Origin of the sequence: Sulfitobacter sp. (assembly GCF_039977885.1) — a bacterium.
GTDB lineage: Bacteria > Pseudomonadota > Alphaproteobacteria > Rhodobacterales > Rhodobacteraceae > Sulfitobacter.
On sequence record NZ_JBDWCI010000020.1, the window covers coordinates 656,779 to 676,048 of the forward strand.

Annotated in this window: 21 protein-coding genes; 9 read left to right on the plus strand and 12 right to left on the minus strand. The window is 57.7% G+C overall.

All coding sequences use genetic code 11. The annotated features are described in order from the left end of the window. Positions 1-45: 45 nt before the first annotated feature. Both ABJM03_RS16870 and ABJM03_RS16875 read right to left on the minus strand, forming a co-directional pair. The gene (locus ABJM03_RS16870) at positions 46-750 is read right to left on the minus strand and encodes a hypothetical protein (RefSeq protein WP_348419006.1); all 705 of its coding nucleotides are present in this window, start codon (positions 748-750) and stop codon (positions 46-48) included. Continuing rightward, on the minus strand, positions 722-1,012 hold the full coding sequence (locus tag ABJM03_RS16875; protein ID WP_348419162.1) for a hypothetical protein: 291 nt from the start codon (positions 1,010-1,012) through the stop codon (positions 722-724). The genes ABJM03_RS16870 and ABJM03_RS16875 overlap by 29 nt, the downstream gene beginning before the upstream one ends. Positions 1,013-1,185: 173 nt before the next feature. On the opposite strand from ABJM03_RS16875, the gene ABJM03_RS16880 reads away from it, so the two are divergent. From ABJM03_RS16880 to ABJM03_RS16890, 3 genes are all read left to right on the plus strand, one after another. Then, positions 1,186-1,683, plus strand: a complete 498-nt coding sequence (locus tag ABJM03_RS16880; RefSeq protein WP_348419007.1) for a hypothetical protein — start codon at positions 1,186-1,188, stop codon at positions 1,681-1,683. A gap of 150 nt (positions 1,684-1,833) precedes the next feature. Next, a complete protein-coding gene (locus ABJM03_RS16885) occupies positions 1,834-2,448 on the plus strand; it encodes a ribonuclease HII (protein WP_348419008.1) in 615 nt (204 codons plus the stop codon). 107 nt (positions 2,449-2,555) lie between these two features. Further along, positions 2,556-3,656, plus strand: a complete 1,101-nt coding sequence (locus ABJM03_RS16890) for a site-specific DNA-methyltransferase (protein ID WP_348419009.1) — start codon at positions 2,556-2,558, stop codon at positions 3,654-3,656. 122 nt (positions 3,657-3,778) lie between these two features. On the opposite strand, the gene ABJM03_RS16895 is transcribed toward ABJM03_RS16890, so the two are convergent. The 3 genes from ABJM03_RS16895 to mutY form a co-directional block, all read right to left on the minus strand. Next, positions 3,779-4,201, minus strand: a complete 423-nt coding sequence (locus ABJM03_RS16895; protein WP_348419010.1) for a response regulator — start codon at positions 4,199-4,201, stop codon at positions 3,779-3,781. Between the two features lie 88 nt (positions 4,202-4,289). Next, complete coding sequence (locus tag ABJM03_RS16900) at positions 4,290-5,444, minus strand: alkane 1-monooxygenase (RefSeq protein ID WP_348419011.1); 1,155 nt, start codon at positions 5,442-5,444, stop codon at positions 4,290-4,292. Between the two features lie 30 nt (positions 5,445-5,474). Then, the gene (mutY, locus tag ABJM03_RS16905) at positions 5,475-6,554 is read right to left on the minus strand and encodes an A/G-specific adenine glycosylase (RefSeq protein ID WP_348419012.1); all 1,080 of its coding nucleotides are present in this window, start codon (positions 6,552-6,554) and stop codon (positions 5,475-5,477) included. Between the two features lie 146 nt (positions 6,555-6,700). On the opposite strand from mutY, the gene ABJM03_RS16910 reads away from it, so the two are divergent. Both ABJM03_RS16910 and ABJM03_RS16915 read left to right on the plus strand, forming a co-directional pair. After that, positions 6,701-7,207 carry a DciA family protein gene (locus ABJM03_RS16910; RefSeq protein ID WP_348419013.1) on the plus strand — a complete coding sequence of 169 codons (507 nt, stop codon included), beginning with the start codon at positions 6,701-6,703 and terminating at the stop codon, positions 7,205-7,207. A gap of 51 nt (positions 7,208-7,258) precedes the next feature. Then, positions 7,259-7,951, plus strand: a complete 693-nt coding sequence (locus ABJM03_RS16915; protein WP_348419014.1) for a DsbA family protein — start codon at positions 7,259-7,261, stop codon at positions 7,949-7,951. A 104-nt stretch (positions 7,952-8,055) separates the two neighbouring features. Here ABJM03_RS16915 and lpxK read toward each other — a convergent pair whose 3' ends face one another. From lpxK to ABJM03_RS16945, 6 genes are all read right to left on the minus strand, one after another. Beyond that, positions 8,056-9,060, minus strand: coding sequence for a tetraacyldisaccharide 4'-kinase (lpxK, locus tag ABJM03_RS16920; protein WP_348419015.1), 1,005 nt, complete (start codon positions 9,058-9,060; stop codon positions 8,056-8,058). Beyond that, a complete protein-coding gene (locus ABJM03_RS16925) occupies positions 9,060-10,292 on the minus strand; it encodes a glycosyltransferase N-terminal domain-containing protein (RefSeq protein ID WP_348419016.1) in 1,233 nt (410 codons plus the stop codon). The genes lpxK and ABJM03_RS16925 overlap by 1 nt, the downstream gene beginning before the upstream one ends. A gap of 8 nt (positions 10,293-10,300) precedes the next feature. Continuing rightward, positions 10,301-10,543: a DUF4170 domain-containing protein gene (locus tag ABJM03_RS16930; RefSeq protein ID WP_348419017.1), complete on the minus strand. Its 243-nt coding sequence runs from the start codon at positions 10,541-10,543 to the stop codon at positions 10,301-10,303. A gap of 87 nt (positions 10,544-10,630) precedes the next feature. Next, positions 10,631-11,407, minus strand: coding sequence for a 3'(2'),5'-bisphosphate nucleotidase CysQ (locus ABJM03_RS16935; protein ID WP_348419018.1), 777 nt, complete (start codon positions 11,405-11,407; stop codon positions 10,631-10,633). After that, positions 11,394-12,740, minus strand: a complete 1,347-nt coding sequence (locus ABJM03_RS16940; RefSeq protein ID WP_348419019.1) for a TldD/PmbA family protein — start codon at positions 12,738-12,740, stop codon at positions 11,394-11,396. Before ABJM03_RS16940 ends, ABJM03_RS16935 begins: the two co-directional genes overlap by 14 nt. Before the next feature lie 121 nt (positions 12,741-12,861). Further along, positions 12,862-14,397, minus strand: a complete 1,536-nt coding sequence (locus ABJM03_RS16945) for a DUF2125 domain-containing protein (protein WP_348419020.1) — start codon at positions 14,395-14,397, stop codon at positions 12,862-12,864. 162 nt (positions 14,398-14,559) lie between these two features. On the opposite strand from ABJM03_RS16945, the gene ABJM03_RS16950 reads away from it, so the two are divergent. The 4 genes from ABJM03_RS16950 to ABJM03_RS16965 all read left to right on the plus strand — a co-directional run bounded on the left by ABJM03_RS16950 (position 14,560) and on the right by ABJM03_RS16965 (position 18,677). Beyond that, a complete protein-coding gene (locus ABJM03_RS16950; protein WP_348419021.1) occupies positions 14,560-15,306 on the plus strand; it encodes an SDR family oxidoreductase in 747 nt (248 codons plus the stop codon). Next, positions 15,303-15,911, plus strand: coding sequence for an enoyl-CoA hydratase/isomerase family protein (locus tag ABJM03_RS16955; protein WP_348419022.1), 609 nt, complete (start codon positions 15,303-15,305; stop codon positions 15,909-15,911). The genes ABJM03_RS16950 and ABJM03_RS16955 overlap by 4 nt, the downstream gene beginning before the upstream one ends. A 256-nt stretch (positions 15,912-16,167) precedes the next feature. Further along, complete coding sequence (locus tag ABJM03_RS16960) at positions 16,168-17,502, plus strand: mechanosensitive ion channel domain-containing protein (RefSeq protein WP_348419024.1); 1,335 nt, start codon at positions 16,168-16,170, stop codon at positions 17,500-17,502. Beyond that, positions 17,499-18,677, plus strand: a complete 1,179-nt coding sequence (locus ABJM03_RS16965; protein WP_348419025.1) for a TIGR03862 family flavoprotein — start codon at positions 17,499-17,501, stop codon at positions 18,675-18,677. Before ABJM03_RS16960 ends, ABJM03_RS16965 begins: the two co-directional genes overlap by 4 nt. On the opposite strand, the gene ABJM03_RS16970 is transcribed toward ABJM03_RS16965, so the two are convergent. Continuing rightward, positions 18,674-19,267 carry a glutathione S-transferase gene (locus ABJM03_RS16970; RefSeq protein WP_348419026.1) on the minus strand — a complete coding sequence of 198 codons (594 nt, stop codon included), beginning with the start codon at positions 19,265-19,267 and terminating at the stop codon, positions 18,674-18,676. The two genes, ABJM03_RS16965 and ABJM03_RS16970, sit on opposite strands and share 4 nt — an antisense overlap. Positions 19,268-19,270: the final 3 nt, after the last annotated feature.

The following is a 19,270-nucleotide window of genomic DNA, read 5'->3' on the forward strand; positions in this document are numbered from 1 at the left end:
ACCCTAGTACCGCAAGCCCGAGAATGGCCAGCACAGCTTGACCTGTTACAATACCTTGATCACGTCCTTGTCGATGGCCAGCATATAACCGCGGCGTGCGATATTCTTGACCAAAAGCTCGCTGACCATCTGATTGCCCAATGTGTCGCGCAGCCGTTTGATCCGCGTGGCCCCTGCGGCCTCGTCGCAATCCGCAGCGCTACGCCCCGAAATGACGCCTTCGATCTGGCTGCCGGACAGGATGTCATCATCCATGCGCGCTTCGGCCAAAACGGCCAATGTCTCCATCGCCGCATCCGTGAGCGAGAAGCCGAGGTTATTGAGGTAGACCTTATTCTCTTCGCGGCTGATCAACAGCGATGACACCTGTATTCCGGTGCGCTCAATCTGGGCCATGCGGCGGTTAAAAGTGATCAGTAACATCAAAAAAATGACCGCTGCGATCAGCATGGCAGCCCCGAATATCAATAACACGCCAATCAGAACGCGGTAATTGGTGAGCGTGTCGGAAAACGCTGTGCCCGATTGCGCAAGGATTTCCAGCAGCTTGATCTCGGAGGCGGAGGTTAAATTGTCGTTTTCAATAAATATGCGTTCAACCCGCGCGTTAAAGGCGTTGGCGTCGGGCAGCGCCCAAAGCAAAACCACGGCGCCCACGACCAGCAGGCCTGCAACTGCCGCGATGCCGATGACCACAAACCGGCCACCGCTGCGACGCATTTCAGAAGCGGAGGAAGTTTGATCCGGCACTGCTTTTCCTTTTTGCTAATCCTTCGGGGCCAAATACCGACACCACATTCAATAATTGCCATCCTCGCGCACCAAGCCGCTTTTGTAGCTGCGAACGTGCGGAGGATTTCGAACATGCGCCGCTTATTTCGGCCACACCATAGTGGAGCCGCAGGGGGTTGTCCTGTTTGGCCTTATAGTCGGCATAGCAATCGGCGGCGTGTGCGGGCGAGAACAGCCCGACCGTGGCGGCGATGCAAAGGGAAAGGAGGATATATTTCATATCTCCGAGGATGCGACGTTCACGCCGGATATACAATATCATCCCGTATCTCATGACGTGGTTATCCGATAACAAGGGGCTGATATTGCCTGTCTGATGGGTGCTGCTTCAGTTTGGTCCCATATCGCCGCACATGCTTGGGTGCTGCTTCTCTGGTTAAAAGGAAACTTCACATGCGCTTTGTTCTTCCCTCCCGTTTGATTGGTACACTCACTGCGGCAACGATTGCGGTGACCTCTATGGGGGCCGCTCCGGCTTATGCTGATCGTGACCGCCGCGATGGCGATGCGGCCCGCGCGGTTGGCGCGCTTTTGGGGCTGGCCGCAATTGGTGTGATCATCCACGAAAGCAAAAAGGACAAGAAATCCAAAAAGCGCGAGGTGCAGCATAAAAAGCGCCAGGTACAGCCACACCGTAACCACCGCGTCATCCCAAAAGAGCTGCCGCGTCGGGTGGTTCGCAATACGCTGCCCCAAAATTGTCTACAGACCTTCCGGACCCGCGATGGCCGTGCACAGATGTTCAGCCAGCGCTGTCTTCAACGCAGCTACGCAGGAGTGAATCGCCTGCCGCAAAAGTGTTTTCAGCGGATTCGCACACGTGACGGTCACCGCTCGGGCTATGGTGCGCGCTGCCTTAGCGCGCGAGGCTACCAGCTGAGCCGTCACTAAAACCGGATTCGGCGTGCGGAGTATCACCACACTGGCGCCGATACCCCCTGCAGTGATCTTTGTTGCGGTGGGGAATGGAGAGGGAGGGATGTTCGGGCATCTTTCCCTTTTCGCTTGCGTGAGGGGCCCGCATCCGGTTTCACACTATATATGACACCGGATTACTCATTCGAAACCGCAGCCCGTGCAAAGGGCTATACCCGTATCGCAGGCGTAGATGAGGTCGGACGCGGCCCGCTTGCGGGCCCTGTCACTGCCGCCGCGGTGGTGTTGGACCCGGCGCGTATTCCAGAAGGGCTCAACGACAGCAAAAAGCTCAGCTTTAAAAAGCGCGAGCTGCTGTATGCGCAGATTCTTGAGGTGGCGGATGTTTCGATCGCCCATGCCAGCGTTGAGGAGATTGACGAGCATAACATCCTGCGCGCCAGCCACATTGCAATGATGCGGGCAGTTGATGGTCTCAAGTCGCCGCCAGATTACTGTTTGATTGATGGAAATCTGGTTCCACGTGAAACAACTCTTCCGAGTGAGGCAGTCGTCAAAGGGGACGCACGATCGGTGTCTATTTCGGCGGCGTCAATTATGGCCAAAGTGTGTCGAGATTATGTCATGTTGTCCTTGGCGCAACAGCACCCCGGCTACGGTTGGGAAACCAACATGGGTTATGGATCAAAAAGCCACATGTCGGCGCTTCAAGAATTAGGAGTGACCCCACACCATAGACGTTCTTTCAAACCTGTACACAACATCTTGTGGCAAGATTAATTCTTAGCTCTTTGTTTCAAAAAACGAATTGACCATGATTCTGTCTGCGGTCATCCTTGTCATCAACCAACGAGTGCAAAAAATGCACCGGGTATTGAGGCAGAGTTATGACAGTAAAAACGAAGGAAGCGCATGCGCTTCCCCTGAACACGATCCTTGGCGGTGACTGTATCGAAGTAATGAATTCGCTTCCCGAAGCGAGCGTTGATTTGATCTTTGCCGACCCTCCCTACAATCTCCAATTGCGCGGTGATCTGCACCGTCCGGACAACTCCAAAGTCGATGCCGTTGACAACGACTGGGACCAGTTCGACAGCTTTGCGGCTTATGACCAGTTTACCAAAGCATGGCTGAAAGCAGCGCGTCGTTTGCTCAAGCCTAATGGTGCGATCTGGGTGATTGGCAGCTACCACAACATTTTCCGCGTCGGAGCGGCGCTTCAGGATCAGGGTTACTGGATCTTGAATGATGTGGTGTGGCGCAAGTCGAACCCGATGCCGAACTTCCGCGGCAAACGCTTTACCAATGCCCACGAGACAATGATCTGGGCCGGTAAGGACGAGAACAGCAAATACACCTTCAACTACGAAGCGCTCAAGGCGCTGAATGAAGGTATTCAAATGCGCAGCGATTGGGTTCTGCCCATTTGCAACGGCCATGAGCGTCTTAAAAACAACGAGGGCGACAAGGCACATCCAACGCAAAAACCCGAAAGCTTGCTGCACCGTGTGCTGGTTGGCTCGACCAATCCGGGTGATGTGGTGCTGGACCCGTTCTTTGGCACGGGCACGACAGGTGCTGTGGCAAAAATGCTGGGCCGTGATTTCATCGGTATCGAGCGTGAAGAAGAATACCGTGAGGTTGCCAAAAAGCGGCTCGCTTCGGTGCGCAAATTCGACAACGAAGCGCTGCAGACCACGACCTCGAAACGTGCGGAACCCCGTGTCCCTTTCGGCCAGTTGGTCGAGCGCGGTATGCTGCGTCCCGGCGAAAACCTTTACTCACTCAACAACCGTCACAAAGCCAAAGTGCGCGCCGATGGCACGCTGATCGGCGACGATGTAAAAGGGTCGATCCATCAGGTCGGTGCCGCCCTTGAAGGCGCGCCAAGCTGTAATGGCTGGACCTACTGGTGCTATAAAAAAGAAGGCAAACGCGTGCCCATTGATGCTTTGCGCCAGCAGATCAGAGCCGAAATGCAGGTCTGATCTTTACTTAGAAATTCGAACACCGCCAGTGTCCTTGCGCCCTCCTCATGAGGGATCGTACTGATGACACTCACCTTGGCCCCGCCTTTATGGCGGGGCTTTTTTTATATGAAATCTGCTGTTTAGGCGAATTGAGCCTGTTTGAATTCGCGTTGGCGCATGGCTTGCTCAACATATTTGACGCCGAATTCCGATTTGTTGACCACATACAAAACACCCGCCGATGCCGCCTTTTCCCACATGAAAGGGGTTGGCCAATCACTCACCATGATCACAGGGGTTTCGGCATGTGCAGGGTTCGCTGCCAGCTCAAGCGCGAAATTTGCGCCAATGCCATCGGGCAGATTATTGTCTAGCAGGATCAACGACACCTGCTGTGTTGACAGGGCTGCACGGGCCTCATTCAGGGTTGCGACAGTCTGGACCGTCATCCGGGCCTGCGAGCGGTCGATAACGCGGGTCATCATTGCCTGATCAAATTCGTTGTCCTCAACGATTAGGCATGTGGACTCTTGCGATGATAAAGTGGCTGCGTCTTCTAACATTGGAATCCCCTAAACAAACCAGTGCCAAGGACTATCGCAGGCAGGAATTAAAAACCGCTTACACTCTCTGGTGATGCGCTCGGTAAGGTCAACGCGGGTGCGGTGTGGTCGCCCGGTTATAGGGGGTCCAGTCTGTTATTTCAGGGTAATACATCTGTCGCCAGTCCCGCACGCGCGGGTTCATGACACGCCGCCACAGGGGCGGGACCATAGCGAACATCGTCATTACCGGATAACCGAACGGCAATTGAGGCGCGTCTTCGGGGCCATAGTTTTGAAGCACGGCAAAACGGCGGTCGGGCTTGTAATGGTGATCGGAGTGGCGTTGGAGGTTGATCAGTAGCCAGTTTGAGGCCTTTTGCGCAGCATTCCAGCTGTGGCGGGGTTTGACATGTTCGTATTTTCCGTCCCCCAGATGTTTGCGTGTCAGGCCGTAATGTTCGACATAATTGACCAGCTCAAGCTGCCAGATAGCAGTGCCCGCCTGCACTAGGAACAAACCCGCGGCGGACCAACCACCAAGGGCAAATGCCAGAACAAACATGCCCGCTTGCAGCGCCCAATAGCGCCAGAATGGATTTGTGCGGTTGGTCCAAGGTAGCCCTTTACGGGCAAGCATGGATTTTTCTGCCGCAAAGGCTCCTTTTAGGCATTGGAGCAGGACGCGGGGATAGTAACGGTGAAACCCTTCATTGTAACGCGCTGTGACCGGATCGCGGGGCGTCGCCACATAGCGGTGATGCACCAGCAAATGTTCGGACCGAAAATGCGAGTATAGCACCATGGCCAAAAGGACATCTGCCATCCAGCGTTCGACTTTGCTTTTCTGGTGCATCAATTCGTGGGAATAGTTGATGCCAACAGTTCCCGTCAAAACGCCAAGCCCGAAAAAGACGCCAATCCGTTCGGCGCTGTTGAGGTGTTCTGCTTGGGGGACATACCAAAGCAGACTCAGCAACAGCACGAATTGGACGGGTGCCCAGATGAGGGTGATCAGCTTGTACCAGAACAGATGCTCCTCCCCTGCGGAGGGATCGGCGTTCTGTGTCTCAAGGCCCAAGGCCGCATCAAGGGCGGAAAACAGATACCAAGTGGCTACAGGAACCAGAAGCAACGACCAGCCGCCAAAGATGGCACTGATCCAGGCAAGAGGCGCCAGAGCCAGCGACAACCAAAATGGCAATGCGCGTTTGAGGCGGGCAAGCTCAGCTGGTGGAATCAGGGTGTTTGGCTTGTCGGTCATAGGTGCGTCTCTTTCGGGATCATGGCGCGGCTATATCAAAGAAGCGTGTGTTGCCCCATGTGGCGTAGCGTCCTGCATCAGTAGATCAAAGGCTTTGCGCATGACCGTTGGCAGGTTCGAAGGGGCAAAGCTGTCTTTTGGTATAAATGTGCCGCGCGAGGCTTTGGCGTCTACGGGAAGCTGCGCGACCTTCACCTGCAACACAAGATGGAAGTGGGTAAAGGTATGGCGCACGTCGCCTGCGACCGCGTACCAATCTCCTTGGGCTGGTGGTGTGCTGGGCGGATGGGGCAATGTCGTGTCCACCCATTCAGAACCCGGCCAGCCAAGCATCCCCCCCAAAAGACCTTTGTCGGGGCGGGTTTCGAGCAGCCATGCACCATCACCGCGCTGTCCCAGATAAACTGTGCCATGGCGGATCGGCTTTGCTTTCTTGGGTAGTTTTTTAGGCAGCTCGGCCGCGGTCCCTGCGACGCGGGCTGCGCATTTTTCGCGCCATGGGCAAATCCCGCAAGCGGGAGATTTCGGTGTGCAGATCGTCGCCCCCAAATCCATCACAGCCTGCGCGTAGTCGCCGGGCCGCCTGTCGGGGGTAAGGCGTATGGCATGGGCCATCAGTTCGGGCTTTGCCGTGGGGAGGGGCGTGTGGAGGTCGAAAATACGTGCCATCACCCGCTCCACATTTCCATCCAGAACAGCGTGAGGCAGATCAAATGCGATCGAGGATACGGCCGCAGCGGTGTAGGGGCCAATTCCGGGAAGTTTGAGCAACGCCGCATGGTCCGCAGGGAATTTGCCGTCATGCTCTGCCACAACCGAACGTGCGCATTTCAACAGATTGCGGGCGCGCGCATAATATCCAAGGCCCGCCCATTCGGCCATCACATCGGCGTCCTGCGCGCAAGCAAGATCGCGCACGGTGGGCCATCGGGCGATAAACCGGCGAAAATAGTCTTTGACGGTGGCAACAGTGGTTTGTTGTAGCATGATCTCGCTCATCCAGACGGCGTAGGGATCAGGCTGCTTGCCCTCTTTGCGCGCGGCGGGTGAGGTGCGCCAAGGCATTTCGCGGGCGTGGGTATCATACCACTCCAACAAGCTTACAGACATGTAATGTTCTTCACGCACTCTTTATGCCCTAATTAGGAATTGGCCTGGTGGCAGTACCCCCGTCTTGCGCTATCATGTCTGTGACACAATATGATTCAATGACGCAGTGATCGCGTTGAACTTAAAAAGAAAGCACGCCACCTGCAATGCCACCACGCCGCACGACCACAAAGGGCTTTACCCGAACGGCCAGTTTGCTGAGTGGAAAAATCCGCAAGGCTTCGGAAAGCCGTGGTTTTGCGCAATCGCGTTTGTTGACCAATTGGGCGGAGGTCGTGGGCGATGACGCTGCTTCTATCTCGCGTCCGGTTGAGGTGTCCTACGGGCGCGGCGGCATGGGGGCTACGCTGACATTGCTTACGACAGGGGCCAATGCTCCGCTGTTAGAGATGCAAAAAGAACAACTGCGCGCGCGGGTGAATGCCGTTTACGGCTATAACGCCATTGCACGCGTGCGGGTGACACAAACTGCCGCGACCGGCTTTTCAGAAGGGCGCGTGGCCTTTGAACACGCACCCAAAAAGGCCGTCGCAGCACCTGATCCCGCGTTGCGCGCCCGCGCAATTGATACCACCGCCCCTATCGGGGACGACAGCCTGCGCGATGCGCTCGCACGGCTGGGTGAAAACATCCTGAACAAACAAAACCGCTGAGCTTGCTCTTGCAAGCAAGCCTGAACCTAGATCTTACGAAGGACTAAAAATATGAACCGTAGAAATATCCTCCTTGGCTCCGTGGCCGCACTTGGCGTTGGCGGCTGGTATCTGAGCGGCACGCGCGGAGCATCCACGGTAGCCTTCCCTGATGCGCCGCTGCCCGGTGCCGCCAATGCGCAAACCACCGACGCAACCGAGGGTGCTGCGGATACCTCCGGCATTGTCGACATGGTGGAAGGAAACCCCGACTCTCCGGTCGAGATTATCGAATACGCTTCCTTTACCTGCCCGCATTGTGCCGCGTTCCACGCAGGCCCCTACAAGCAACTCAAGGCGGATTATATCGACACCGGCAAAATCCGGTTTGTTTACCGCGAAGTCTATTTCGACCGCTTCGGCCTGTGGGCGTCGCTGGTGGCGCGCTGTGGCGGCCAAGAGAAGTTCTTTGGCATGACGGATCTGATATATGCAGGCCAGGCGCAATGGACCCGCGCGGGTGATCCAGCAGCCATTGTCGAAGAACTTCGCAAGATCGGGCGTCTGGCAGGGTTGGACAATGAAACACTCGAAGCTTGCCTGCAAAACGGTGAGCGCGCAGAGTCGTTGGTCGCATGGTATCAAGCCAACGCCGAAGCCGACAATATCGACAGCACACCCAGCTTTGTCATCAACGGCAAGAAGTATTCCAACATGCGCTATGAGGACATGAAGGAAATCATCGAAGACGCCCTCGCAGGGTAATAAGATACCTGATCGTTCACGAAACTTCGTTGAATGAAAGAGCTCATAGGCGGCCCCTTCCGGCGATCAATCGCGCCAGAAGGGGCCGCCTTTTTCGTTTCAGGTCAGGCTGTGCGGTCGGCAATCTGTTTCAGCGCATCCCATAGGGCGTTGTCCGGGGCCATTTTCAGGCGAACGGGCAGGGTGATTACCTTGCTTCGGAAGGACAGCGGCAGGCGCACAGCATCTTTTTCGGTCGTGACCAGCTGCGCTGCGTGGGCGCGGGCGTCGAATTCAAGGCGCGCCATCAGCGCGGGGGTGAGCTGTTGATGATCCTGTAGCGGTTCGGCGTGTACCAAAGTCGCACCGAGTCCGCGCAAAGTGGCAAAGAATTTCTCGGGATGACCGATCCCGGCAAAGGCAAAAAGCGGGGTGTCGGTCCAGTCCATACCGGTTTGCAGCGGCAATAACTCCGCGTGCACATGCGGCAGCCCGTTAGGCGCGCCCGAGCTTTGTTTACGCAGATCAAAATCGCGCTGGGCCTGATCAGAACCTAAAGATAAAATCAGATCAGCGCGGGCCAGACCTGTGCCCACAGGTTCGCGCAGGGGGCCTGCGGGCAGGCACAGGCCGTTGCCAAACCCTTTGACAGCGTCGACAACTACAATGCTCAGATCATAGGATAAGGCGGGGTTCTGAAAACCGTCGTCCAGCACGATGGCCTTGGCTCCGCCAGCGACAGCGGCCTGCGCTGCGGCGGCGCGGTCCCGTCCGACCCAGACCTCGGCAAAGGCCGCAAGCAGTAGAGGTTCGTCCCCGACTTGCGCAGCACTATGGCGGGCGGGGTCAACGCGGACAGGACCTTCTAGCGTCCCGCCATAGCCACGCGAGATGATGTGCGGCTCTAGATACAGATCGCGCAGGCGCTCTACCACGGCGATCACGGTTGGGGTTTTGCCGGTGCCGCCGGCATTGATGTTGCCTACACAAATGACCGGCACCTCCAGCCGCAAGCGTTCGCCTTGGGCAAGCCGTTTCGCAGTGGCGCGGGCATAAAGGGCTCCCAGCGGTTGCAGCGCGCGCGCGATCAGGGTCGGCTTTGCGCGGTGCCAGAAGGATGGCGGGTGCATTATCTCAGGCCCCGCTGCATATCCATCGCGTCCTGCACCAGATCGGTGATCCGGTCTGTCAGGGCAGCCCCTTCGGTGATGACCTCCCAGCCCGCGTGGGCCATTGTGGCGGCCTGATCCGGTGCGACGAGCCGCGAAATCGCCATGCCGAGTGCCGCGCTATCGTTGATAATCCGCGCAGCGCCTGCTGTGGCCAGTCGGGAATAGCTTTGCAGATTGCGCCCCACCCGCGGCCCATAAAGGATCGCTGACCCAAGAGCCGCTGCCTCTAGCGGATCGACCCCGCTGTGCCCCGCCACCAATGATCCACCCAAAAAGGACACAGGTGCCATGCGGTAGAACAGCCCGACATCGCGGGGGTCTTCGGTAATAAGCACTTGGGTCGCCTCATCGGGGAAGTTCCCGTCATCCCAGTTGAGCACGCGAAAATCCTGAAGCTTTGCTTGGTCGCAGGCTTCTTGGGGGCCAAGGGCACCTGCGGGGCGCAGCACCAGCAAAAGCCGATGCGACAGGCGTAATGCCTGACGATGCGCGGCCAGCACGGTCTGTAATTCTCCTGGCTGCACGCCGTTCGCAAACCAGATCGAGCGGCCAATGCAGGTCGCTGACAGGTCGGCGAGATCGGTCTCGCTACAGCCGAGAACCTGCCCGCCAGCTTGCAAGGATGTGGTTACTTCGACATCTTCGCGGCTCAGCCCGAGCTGCATAAGCCGCCGCGCTGCAGCCGGTGTGCGGGCCATGACCGAAGCAAACAGTGGCAAAAGACTACGCGCCACGTCCGGCAGCCACCGATCGCGCCGTCGGTCAAAACCGGCGCTATCCGCGTCGATCAGAAACATCGGGCAGGATTTTTCGGCAGCGGCAAGGATCAGGTTGGGGTGCAGATCCCCCCATGTCCAGATGCCGCAATCAGGTGCCCAATGGTCAAGCCATGCAGCAACACTAGCAGGGTGATCGTCGCAAATACGTGAGACTATAATCCGGTCAGGGACCATGCCGCCTTCAGGCCCGTTGGTGTTGGAGTGTTTGGGCAGCGTGATGATCACCGACAGCTCGGGATTGCTGGCGAGTTGCCGCTGCGCAAGGTCGAGTACAGCCAGAAAGCCTTCGGATTGTGCGCAGTGAATCCACAAAACCTCCCCCTCGGGACGGGGGAGGGAGATATCGGGCAGCCGTGCCTCACCCCGCCGCGCAAGAGCGCGGTATGCGGAAAGGCCCAGCGAATGCGCCACGAGAGGGGCTAGCCCAGCTCTTCGGTGGAAGAGGCCGCAGCTTCTTCATCCCGCAGACGGTGCAAATGCGCGATGAAATAACGCATGTGCGCGTTATCGACCGTGCGTTGGGCTTCGTTTTTCCACGCGTCATAGGCCGCTGCATAATTAGGGAAAATGCCAACAATATGCAGGTCATCGACATCTTTGAAAACATTCTTGCTGGGCGTTACCAGTTCACCACCAAAGACAAGGTGCAAGCGTTGGGTCATAAGAGCGGTTCCTTTGTGATCAGCTACATTGTGTTTGCACAGCGCGGGACCCTTACGTCAAGGCGTCAAAGCCTCTAGTTTGAGCGGTTAGGCAAGTGCATGTAAAAGTGCGCGATGAACGGCAGGGGTGCCCGCAATCACGCCGTCAAGGCGCGGATCGGGGCTGTTGAAGGTCAAGGGGGCACCGTGGCGGTTGCCAACTGTGCCACCTGCTTCGGCGACGATCAATGCGCCTGCGGCAATGTCCCATTCCCAGCTGGGGCGCAGTGTGAGCATTGCATCGAACCGTGATTGCGCGACCAACCCCAAACGGTAGGCGAGCGAGGGGCGGTAGGCCTGTTTGAAAGGCGGACAGGTGCCGCCGACCCAACGTTGGCCCGCCATGACAGGCTTTGCCGCCAAGATCGCGGATTTCTCAAGCTCATCCGCATCCGAGACTGTAATCGGAACCCCGTTGAGGAATGCACCTTGCCCACGGGCCGCAGTATAAAGCAGATCGCGCATAGGCAAATAGACCACTGCAGCGGTGACTTGGCCGCGTTCGGCCACGGCAAGCGCGTGCGCCCATGTGTTGGCCCCTTCGGTGAAACTGCGTGTGCCGTCGATGGGATCAACGATGAAAACCCGCTCCCGAGAGAGCCGGTCGGTCCCGTCTTCGGTTTCCTCTGACAGCCAGCCATAGTGGGGGCGCGCGGATTGCAGTTCGCGGGAAAGCATGTCGTTCACCGCCATGTCGGCCTCTGTCACGGGACCGGCACCATCGGGCTTGTCCCAACGCTTTGCGGTTTTCCCGACAAAGCTGGTGGCGATGCGTCCGGCTTTATGGGCCGTGTCGATGAGCAGAGGAAGATCAGACGCCGGCAATGGTCATCCCCGGCACCAATAAGGATGGTACAACACGGCTTAGATGCGGGCGGGCATCATTGGCGGGGATCATCGCGCGCAGCATGTCACGCAGATTGCCCGCAATGGTGCATTCGTTGATTGCATGTGTGATCTCTCCATTCTCGATCCACAGGCCCGCAGCGCCACGCGAATAATCGCCCGTGTTAGGATTGATAGTCGAGCCGATCATCGAGGTCACCAACAGCCCTGTGCCCATATCGCGGATCAAATCATCGCGGCTGGCACTGCCTTGGGTGAGCGCGACATTCCATGTGCTGGGTGTCGGTCCCGAACTGGTGCCACGCCCTGCATTGCCGGTCGAGTGCATGCCGAGTTGGCGCGCTGTGCCAAGGTCCAGCGTCCAGCTCTGCAAGATGCCGTTTTCGACAATAGTGCGCTTTGCTGTAGGTAGAAACTCACCGTCAAAAGGGCGGCTCCCGCTGATCCGCGGACGGTGAGGGTCTTCGATCAGCGACAGGGTTTCGGGCAGGACTTGGGTGCCCATGGCGTCGCGCAAAAACGATGCGCCGCGGGTGATGGCACTGCCGTTGATTGCGCCCAGCAGGTGCCCGATCAGCGAACTTGCGATACGTTCGTCGAATAGGACAGGAAAGGCTCCGGTCGGGGGTTTGCGCGCATCCAGCCGTTGCAGGCTTCGGGTCGCAGCCGAGCGGCCGATTTCCGCGGCACTGCGCAGGTCGCTTTGGAAAATCCGGCTGTCACCGTCATAATCACGTTCCATCCCTGTGCCGTTACCTGCGATTGCCACACAGCTTAGCCCACGGTTTGAACGGCGGTAGCCACCGGAAAACCCGTTGGAGCCCGCAAGATGTACCTCACGTGCGCCATAGCCGGCACTGGCGGATTGCACCTGCGTGACACCAGCAACCTCAAGAGCTGCGGCTTCGGCTTGTGCTGCGTCTTGTTGAAGGGCAGCGGGTTCGGGTTCATCGGTGGGGTCGTATAATTCCAGCGCATCTGCGTCCCAGCCGTTGGCTAGCTGATCAGCGCTGGCAAGGCCCGCATAAGGATTTTCGGGCGCTTCGCGCGCCATGGCAACGGCCCGTTCGGCCATCTCGGAGATAGTATGGGTCGTCGTGTCCGAGGCAGAAACAATTGCACTGCGCTGACCCACAAACACCCGCAGGCCGATATCGGTGCCTTCTTCGCGCTGCGCTTCTTCCAGTGCGCCGGCGCGTACATCTACGGACAGCGACGTGCCGCGCAGGGCCATCGCATCTGCACTATCAGCACCGGCGGTCTTTGCGGCATCGAGCATTTGCGCCGTGAGCGCATCAAGGGCTTGGGTCATTATCGTCTCCTGATCAAGGCCTAGAGGTAACTGCGGCATCGCGGCCCCGCAAGGGCAGGCCCCAAAAGAAAACGGCCCCCGAAAGGGAGCCGTCTGACTTATACACCAATTGTAGGGCGGGTTATTTAATGCGTTGTCCATTCGCGAGGATTTGACCGGCCTCGTTGAATTCGATCTTTGAACTTAGCGTGTCGGGGGTGGCACCGGGCACGGCAAACAGACCCAGCATCAGGCGCGCGCCGGTGACTTGCTGGGCGGGCAGCAACCCGATCGCGACCAGTTTGTCCATCAGGCCATTGGCCCCTGCGATGTCGATATCAATGGCCCCGACCGGCTTGGGAAAGCCGGGGAGGGTTGTTTTGTCGGTGTTGTCGAATGTCAGATCGCCCCGGGCGTTGATTTTGGCACCGACAGCATCCAGCTCCAACCGGTTCAGGGTGAGCGCGCTAAGCTCACCGGGGGTGGCACCGCTGGCCGTGAGTGCCTCAACGCTGGTGGGGTCGAACAGATCGAACAGCACTTTGGCCTTGCCGGACAGATCAACGGCTACGGTGGCAGGATCGCGAGGCAATTGGCCAGAGGGGTCAAACAGCGCCCAGATGATGTCCGACATGGTGAAATCGGTCATATCAAAGGACATCGCGAAATCCTGCGGTTCATCTGATTTTTGTACGGGGCTGCTTAGCGACATGCCGGACCGCTGCATTTGTGCGAACAGCGGAAAGGGAAGGCCGGCAAGCTGTGCGCCGATCTGCAGTTGCCGGGCCTGTGCATCATAGCGGATGCCGTCCTGCCCCATCGCTATGGCAAGGGTCGTGCCCTCGGTTCCTGTTTTTATTTTCGATGTGCCATCGGTTGAGGTGATTTCGGTTTGGGTTTCGGTCGTGCCGGTTTTGAATTCGCCCTCAAACATAAAACCGTCGGTCAGTAGAGCGGAAAAATCGCCAGACTGCGTGCTCTCACCGTCAGGCATGCTGCTAATGCCGCCAAAGCTGATGTTTTCCAACGTGCTGGTCATTTGTAACGCTTCGACCTGCGCGGGATCATTGAAAAACACATCATATGTGACGCGGTCGATTTGCATGGATTGATCGTAGCTTCGTGTCTCGCCTGCGATGACTTTCCTCTGCGACTGCACATTCTCGCCGCTCACTAAAAACCGTGCGCTATCGGCTTCATATAATGTGTCATCTATTGTCAGCGTATCGAGGGACAGGCCAAAGCTGTCCGCAGTATAGTCGAATACCATGGCGTCGGGATCACCGCTTACAAGGATTTCCTGACCGCTTTGGGTGAGGCTCATTTCGATACGCGCAGGACGTTTTAGCGCGGTGGCGGCCATATCTATTGTTACGGGCATGGTAGCGGGCAGGATCACTTCGACATCACCGCCATTTACCTGGGAAAATTGTAGCGGTCCCATGCTGATGGTCACCGCTTGCTGGTTCGCATTCGCTTCAGAGTTTAGGGTGATGTCGGATACCGTGAGCGTTCCGTCCAACAACTCTTCGGTTGCTGTAACGGTATAACCCATAATCTCAAGGTTTGCGCGCGCGTCGTCCCAGACTTCGGCAGGGTTGAGATCCGCGTAGGCGGTATTTGCCAGCACACAGAAGGCAGTGGCCGAAGCGGTTAGGTTGGACGGGAGGTAAGACATAAACACATTTCCTGACGCGTAAATTTCGGCGCAACCGTGTTGCAAACACAGCAGCGGGTCAAGGGGCGCAGTGGCCTGTTGCCTCGGGGTGGCGGATGTGGCGCTCAGAGGCTAGTTTGTAGTCAACCACTGCATTAACCCGCTGTAACAGGGAGACTTATGATGGATATGACCGGAAAAACCGTGATGATCACCGGCGCAAGCCGCGGCATCGGTGCCGAAACTGCGCGGGTTTTCGCCAGCGCAGGGGCAAATGTCGCGTTGCTGGCCCGTTCGCAGGACGAGATTGCCGCCCTTGCCGGCGAGATCGGTGAAAAAGCCATCGCCATTCCATGCAATGTTGCGCGCTACGGTGAGCTTTCATCAGCCGTAGCGACAACTGTGCAGGCTTTTGGCGGCTTGGATGTGCTGATCAATAATGCAGGTGTCGTGGACCCGATTGACCATATTGGCGATACTGACCCCGACGCGTGGGGGCATCTGATCGACATCAATCTCAAGGGTGTGTTCAACGGTATTCATGCCGCTCTGCCTGCTTTGCGTGCGGGCGGCGGTTCTGTTCTGACGATCAGTTCGGGGGCGGCCCATAATGCGATCGAGGGGTGGAGCGCCTATTGCGCCTCCAAAGCGGCGGTAAATATGCTGAACCGGTCCTTGCATCTGGAGGAACAGGCCAATGGCATCCGCGCAATCGGCCTGTCACCGGGGACGGTAGCCACCCAGATGCAGCGCGTGATCAAGGCCTCTGGCATCAATCCGGTGAGCCAGCTTGACTGGGACGTGCATATCCCCGCGGATTGGCCTGCAAAATGTCTTTTGTGGATGTGTAGCGCCGAGGCCGACAGCTATTGCGGCGAGGAGATATCCTTGCGGGATGAGGGCATCCGCAAGGCTGTTGGCCTTATATGATCGAGCTTGATCAGGACGATGGCATCTGGACGGTAACCCTGAACCGCCCTGACAAAGCCAACGCCCTGACCCAAGAGATGCTGAACGAGCTGTGCGAGATTATGGAACGTGCAGGCAAAGCCCGCGCGATCATCCTGACAGGTCGCGGCAAGGTTTTCAGCGCGGGTGCCGATTTGGACGCCGCGCGCGCGGGGCTTGCTGTGTCAGAGCTGTGGGAGCGGTTGTCAGGGGCAATCGCCGCATTGCCGGGGCTGACAATTGCGGCGTTGAACGGCACGCTGGCGGGTGGGGCAATGGGGATGGCGCTAGCCTGCGATATCCGTATCAGTGTGCCGCAGGCCAAGTTCTTTTATCCGGTGATGAAGCTGGGGTTTCTGCCCCAACCCAGTGATCCGGTCCGCATGAAAGCGCTGATCGGCCCTTCGCGGACCAAGCTGATCCTGATGGGCGGCGCAAAGGTTCTGAGTGATGAAGCATTGGCCATGGGCCTGATTGACCGCATCGTCGCCGAAGAAGATCTGATCCCAACGGCGCGGGGGTTATGCGTTGATACCGTCGCTGCCCCTGCTCAGATCGCCCGAACGATCAAAAACATGTGCCGTTAGATTAGCGGCACAAGCGGGACATCACAGGCAGCCAATGCCAAAAGCGACGCGAAAACAAAGATAATACGCACGATGTGTACCTCATTAAAGACAGCGACACCCAAGCAGTGCCGATGGCCATATTATAGCATGTCCAATTTCGCATGCACCCCTAATTGGCCTTGGTCCGAAGTGAGGGGCATAAGCGCCACTTGATCCTACGGCGCTCGTGCGTCACTACATTGGTGCGGTTCAACAATCTGGCAAGGCGACTCCGATGAACTTTGACCTCTCCGAATATCCACCGATCGTGCAGCAGATCGCTGGCTATGCCATCCAAGGGTATGAGCTGGCGCTTACATGGCTTCTAAGCCCTGCGGCGTGGTCACAGTTTGCGATTTTGGTCGCCGCCTATGTGCTGGCCGTGCTGATATCGCGGCGGTTGCGCCCTGCCTTGACGCGATTGATCGACCCCGGTGAAACGCAGAATTTGTTCACACCTGCGCGGCTGTTTGTGTTGCAGTTTCTGCCGTTGATCCTGCCGCTGCTTGCCTATGCGCTGACAGGTATCGGTGAACAGGTCGTGCGGTCCATGTTTGACAGTGGTGCGGTGATTGCCTTTGGCAAACGCGTGTTCCTGTTCCTTGCTGTGCGCGCCTTTGTCCGCGACATCCTGAATGATCCGTTCCTCAAGGTGTTGGGACGGTTCATTCTGATCCCGATCGCTGCGCTTTATACGCTGGGTCTGCTTGATCTGGTCAGCCTGAAGTTGACGGAAACCGTTGTGGGCGTGGGCAATATCCGCTTTTCGTTAATGTCCATTGTGCGGGGCGTGATCGCAGGGTCGATCCTGTTCTGGCTGGGACAGTGGTCGAGCAGTCAAACCACCGCGTTGATCGAGAAACAGCCAATGCGCCCTTCGATCCGGCAGCTTTTGCTGAAAACAGTCGAATTCATGATCTTTGGCATCGCGTTTCTGGTGCTGATGAATGTGATGGGGATCAACCTTGGCGCACTGGCGGTCTTGGGTGGTGCTATCGGTGTTGGTTTGGGGTTTGGCCTGCAAAAGATCGCGTCCAACTTTATCTCGGGGGTGATCCTGCTGGTCGAAGGGCAGGCGACTGTCGGGGACTTTGTTGAGCTGGACGGCGGCGAGGCCGGCAAGATCGTCAAAATGACCGCCCGTGCTGCTATTCTCGAGACATTCGATGGCCGCTGGATCGTGGTGCCGAACGAGGATTTCATCACCACACGCGTGGTGAACTACTCTGATTCAGGTTCGGCCAATCGTTTCGAGGCTCCGTTTTCGGTGAGCTATGAAACAGATATCAACCTTGTCCCCGACATCATCGAAGCGGCAGTAGCCACCCATCCCGAAGTATTGGATCTGCCCTATCCCCCTGATTGCGAGCTGCGCGGTTTTGGCGAAAACGGGATTGATTTCGCGGTAGAGTTCTGGGTGAACGGGCTGGATGACGGGCCCAATAAATACACCTCTGATGTGTTGTTCCTGATCTGGAACGCGCTGCGCGACAACGGAATTACCATCCCCTATCCACAGCGCGTTGTGGAAATCAAAGGTGGCTTGCCTGCCGCGGCGGACACTGAATGAGCGACGCTGTCGTTATTGGTGCAGGCCCCGCAGGTTTGATGGCTGCAGAAGTGCTGGCGCAAGCGGGAGTAAAGGTCACCCTTTGCGATGCCAAACCGTCGGTCGGGCGCAAGTTTTTGATGGCGGGCAAATCGGGTCTGAACCTGACCAAAGCGGAACCGCCCGAGGCGTTTGACAGTGCTTTTCGCGAGAATGCTGAATGGTTGGCCCCAATGATTGGGGCGTTCGATCCACAAGCTGTACAAGACTGGGCGCAGGGGTTGGGACAAGAGCTGTTCACCGGCACGACGGGGCGCGTTTTCCCTGTTGCAATGAAAGCTTCGCCATTGTTGCGCGCGTGGTTAGAACGGCTGCGGAGCCTTGGCGTTGTTTTCAATACCCGCTGGCGCTGGACGGGTTGGGACGGTGCCGCGTTGTGCTTTGACACGCCACATGGGGTGCAAAAACTGTCTGCCAAAGCCACAATTCTGGCGCTGGGCGGTGCAAGTTGGAAGCGGCTTGGGTCGGATGGGGCATGGGCGGATATGCTGGCCGCGCGCGGTGTGCCTCTGAGCCCCTTTGCCGCTGCCAACGCTGGGGTCGCCGTTCAGTGGACACCGTTTATGGATAGGCATCTGGGCGGGGCTCTCAAGAATATCGGGCTGCGGAGCGGGCCGTATGTATCACGCGGTGAGGCAACTCTGTCGCTTGGTGGTCTGGAAGGTGGCGGGGTTTATACCGTGTCACGTGGTGTGCGTGAGGGGCATCCACTGGTGTTGGACCTGTTGCCGGATCAAACCGATCTGGCGGTTGCGGAAAAGCTGTCCAAACCACGCGGCAAGGCGACATTGACCTCCCATTTGCGCAAGACGCTGAAGCTGGACGCGGTGAAAATCGCAGTGCTGCAAGAAATGTGTATGCCCTTGCCATCAGATCCCCAATCTCTTGCAAAGCTGATAAAATCGGTCGTGATCCGGCATAATGGACTGCGGCCCATGGACGAAGCAATCTCGACCGCGGGCGGTGTAACTAAAGAGGCTGTAGATGCGGCGCTGATGCTAAAAGCTGTGCCCGATACCTATGTGGTGGGGGAAATGCTGGATTGGGAGGCGCCCACAGGCGGCTACCTGATCACGGGCTGCCTTGCGACAGGGGCGTGGGCGGGCCACCACGCTGCGGCCCGCCTGAAGGCCTAGGTGGTATCGCGGGCGCGGGTGGCTTTGAACGCATCGCGCTTGCGCAGGCTGTCGGCCCATTTTCCAAGCGTCTCGTCCACAGGATCAAAACCGGCTCCAATTGCCCAATTGAGGCAATGCACGGCCAAAAGATCGGGTACGGTGATCTGATCCCCCATCAGGAATGGCCCTTTGATGCGGGCGCTCAACGCTGCAGCACTGCGGGCGAATTCGGCCTTCAGGCTTGGCTTGATTTCCGCCACGCGCATTTCCTCGGGAAACACAAAACTATGTTTGGCTGCGGCCCAGAGGATGGCGTCGAATTCGTCGATCAACCACAATGTCATCGCATCCTGACGGGCGCGGTCGATCGTGCCGGCAGGTGCCGTGAGCGCGCCGTGCTTGTCCGCAAGATACTGCATAATCGCGACCGAATCTGTGAGCAGTTCATCACCATCCAGCAGCGCGGGCACTTTGCCGGTCGGGTTGTACTTACGCGCCTCATCAGAACGAGGACCCGCAGGGATGTGTTCGAAGTCCAACCCAAGCTCTTCGAGCATCCATAGCACGCGGAAGGCGCGGCTTTTTACGGCACCGATAGCTGTATACATTTG

What these genes read in the sequence shown, in the direction of transcription:
- ABJM03_RS16875 (WP_348419162.1), bottom strand. Translation starts at nt 1,012, where the DNA reads ATGAAATATATCCTCCTTTCCCTTTGCATCGCCGCCACGGTCGGGCTG.
- ABJM03_RS16880 (WP_348419007.1), top strand. Translation starts at nt 1,186, where the DNA reads ATGCGCTTTGTTCTTCCCTCCCGTTTGATTGGTACACTCACTGCGGCA.
- ABJM03_RS16885 (WP_348419008.1), top strand. Translation starts at nt 1,834, where the DNA reads ATGACACCGGATTACTCATTCGAAACCGCAGCCCGTGCAAAGGGCTAT.
- ABJM03_RS16890 (WP_348419009.1), top strand. Translation starts at nt 2,556, where the DNA reads ATGACAGTAAAAACGAAGGAAGCGCATGCGCTTCCCCTGAACACGATC.
- ABJM03_RS16895 (WP_348419010.1), bottom strand. Translation starts at nt 4,201, where the DNA reads ATGTTAGAAGACGCAGCCACTTTATCATCGCAAGAGTCCACATGCCTA.
- ABJM03_RS16900 (WP_348419011.1), bottom strand. Translation starts at nt 5,444, where the DNA reads ATGACCGACAAGCCAAACACCCTGATTCCACCAGCTGAGCTTGCCCGC.
- mutY (WP_348419012.1), bottom strand. Translation starts at nt 6,554, where the DNA reads ATGTCTGTAAGCTTGTTGGAGTGGTATGATACCCACGCCCGCGAAATG.
- ABJM03_RS16910 (WP_348419013.1), top strand. Translation starts at nt 6,701, where the DNA reads ATGCCACCACGCCGCACGACCACAAAGGGCTTTACCCGAACGGCCAGT.
- ABJM03_RS16915 (WP_348419014.1), top strand. Translation starts at nt 7,259, where the DNA reads ATGAACCGTAGAAATATCCTCCTTGGCTCCGTGGCCGCACTTGGCGTT.
- lpxK (WP_348419015.1), bottom strand. Translation starts at nt 9,060, where the DNA reads ATGCACCCGCCATCCTTCTGGCACCGCGCAAAGCCGACCCTGATCGCG.
- ABJM03_RS16930 (WP_348419017.1), bottom strand. Translation starts at nt 10,543, where the DNA reads ATGACCCAACGCTTGCACCTTGTCTTTGGTGGTGAACTGGTAACGCCC.
- ABJM03_RS16940 (WP_348419019.1), bottom strand. Translation starts at nt 12,740, where the DNA reads ATGACCCAAGCCCTTGATGCGCTCACGGCGCAAATGCTCGATGCCGCA.
- ABJM03_RS16945 (WP_348419020.1), bottom strand. Translation starts at nt 14,397, where the DNA reads ATGTCTTACCTCCCGTCCAACCTAACCGCTTCGGCCACTGCCTTCTGT.
- ABJM03_RS16950 (WP_348419021.1), top strand. Translation starts at nt 14,560, where the DNA reads ATGGATATGACCGGAAAAACCGTGATGATCACCGGCGCAAGCCGCGGC.
- ABJM03_RS16955 (WP_348419022.1), top strand. Translation starts at nt 15,303, where the DNA reads ATGATCGAGCTTGATCAGGACGATGGCATCTGGACGGTAACCCTGAAC.
- ABJM03_RS16960 (WP_348419024.1), top strand. Translation starts at nt 16,168, where the DNA reads ATGAACTTTGACCTCTCCGAATATCCACCGATCGTGCAGCAGATCGCT.
- ABJM03_RS16965 (WP_348419025.1), top strand. Translation starts at nt 17,499, where the DNA reads ATGAGCGACGCTGTCGTTATTGGTGCAGGCCCCGCAGGTTTGATGGCT.
- ABJM03_RS16970 (WP_348419026.1), bottom strand. Translation starts at nt 19,267, where the DNA reads ATGTATACAGCTATCGGTGCCGTAAAAAGCCGCGCCTTCCGCGTGCTA.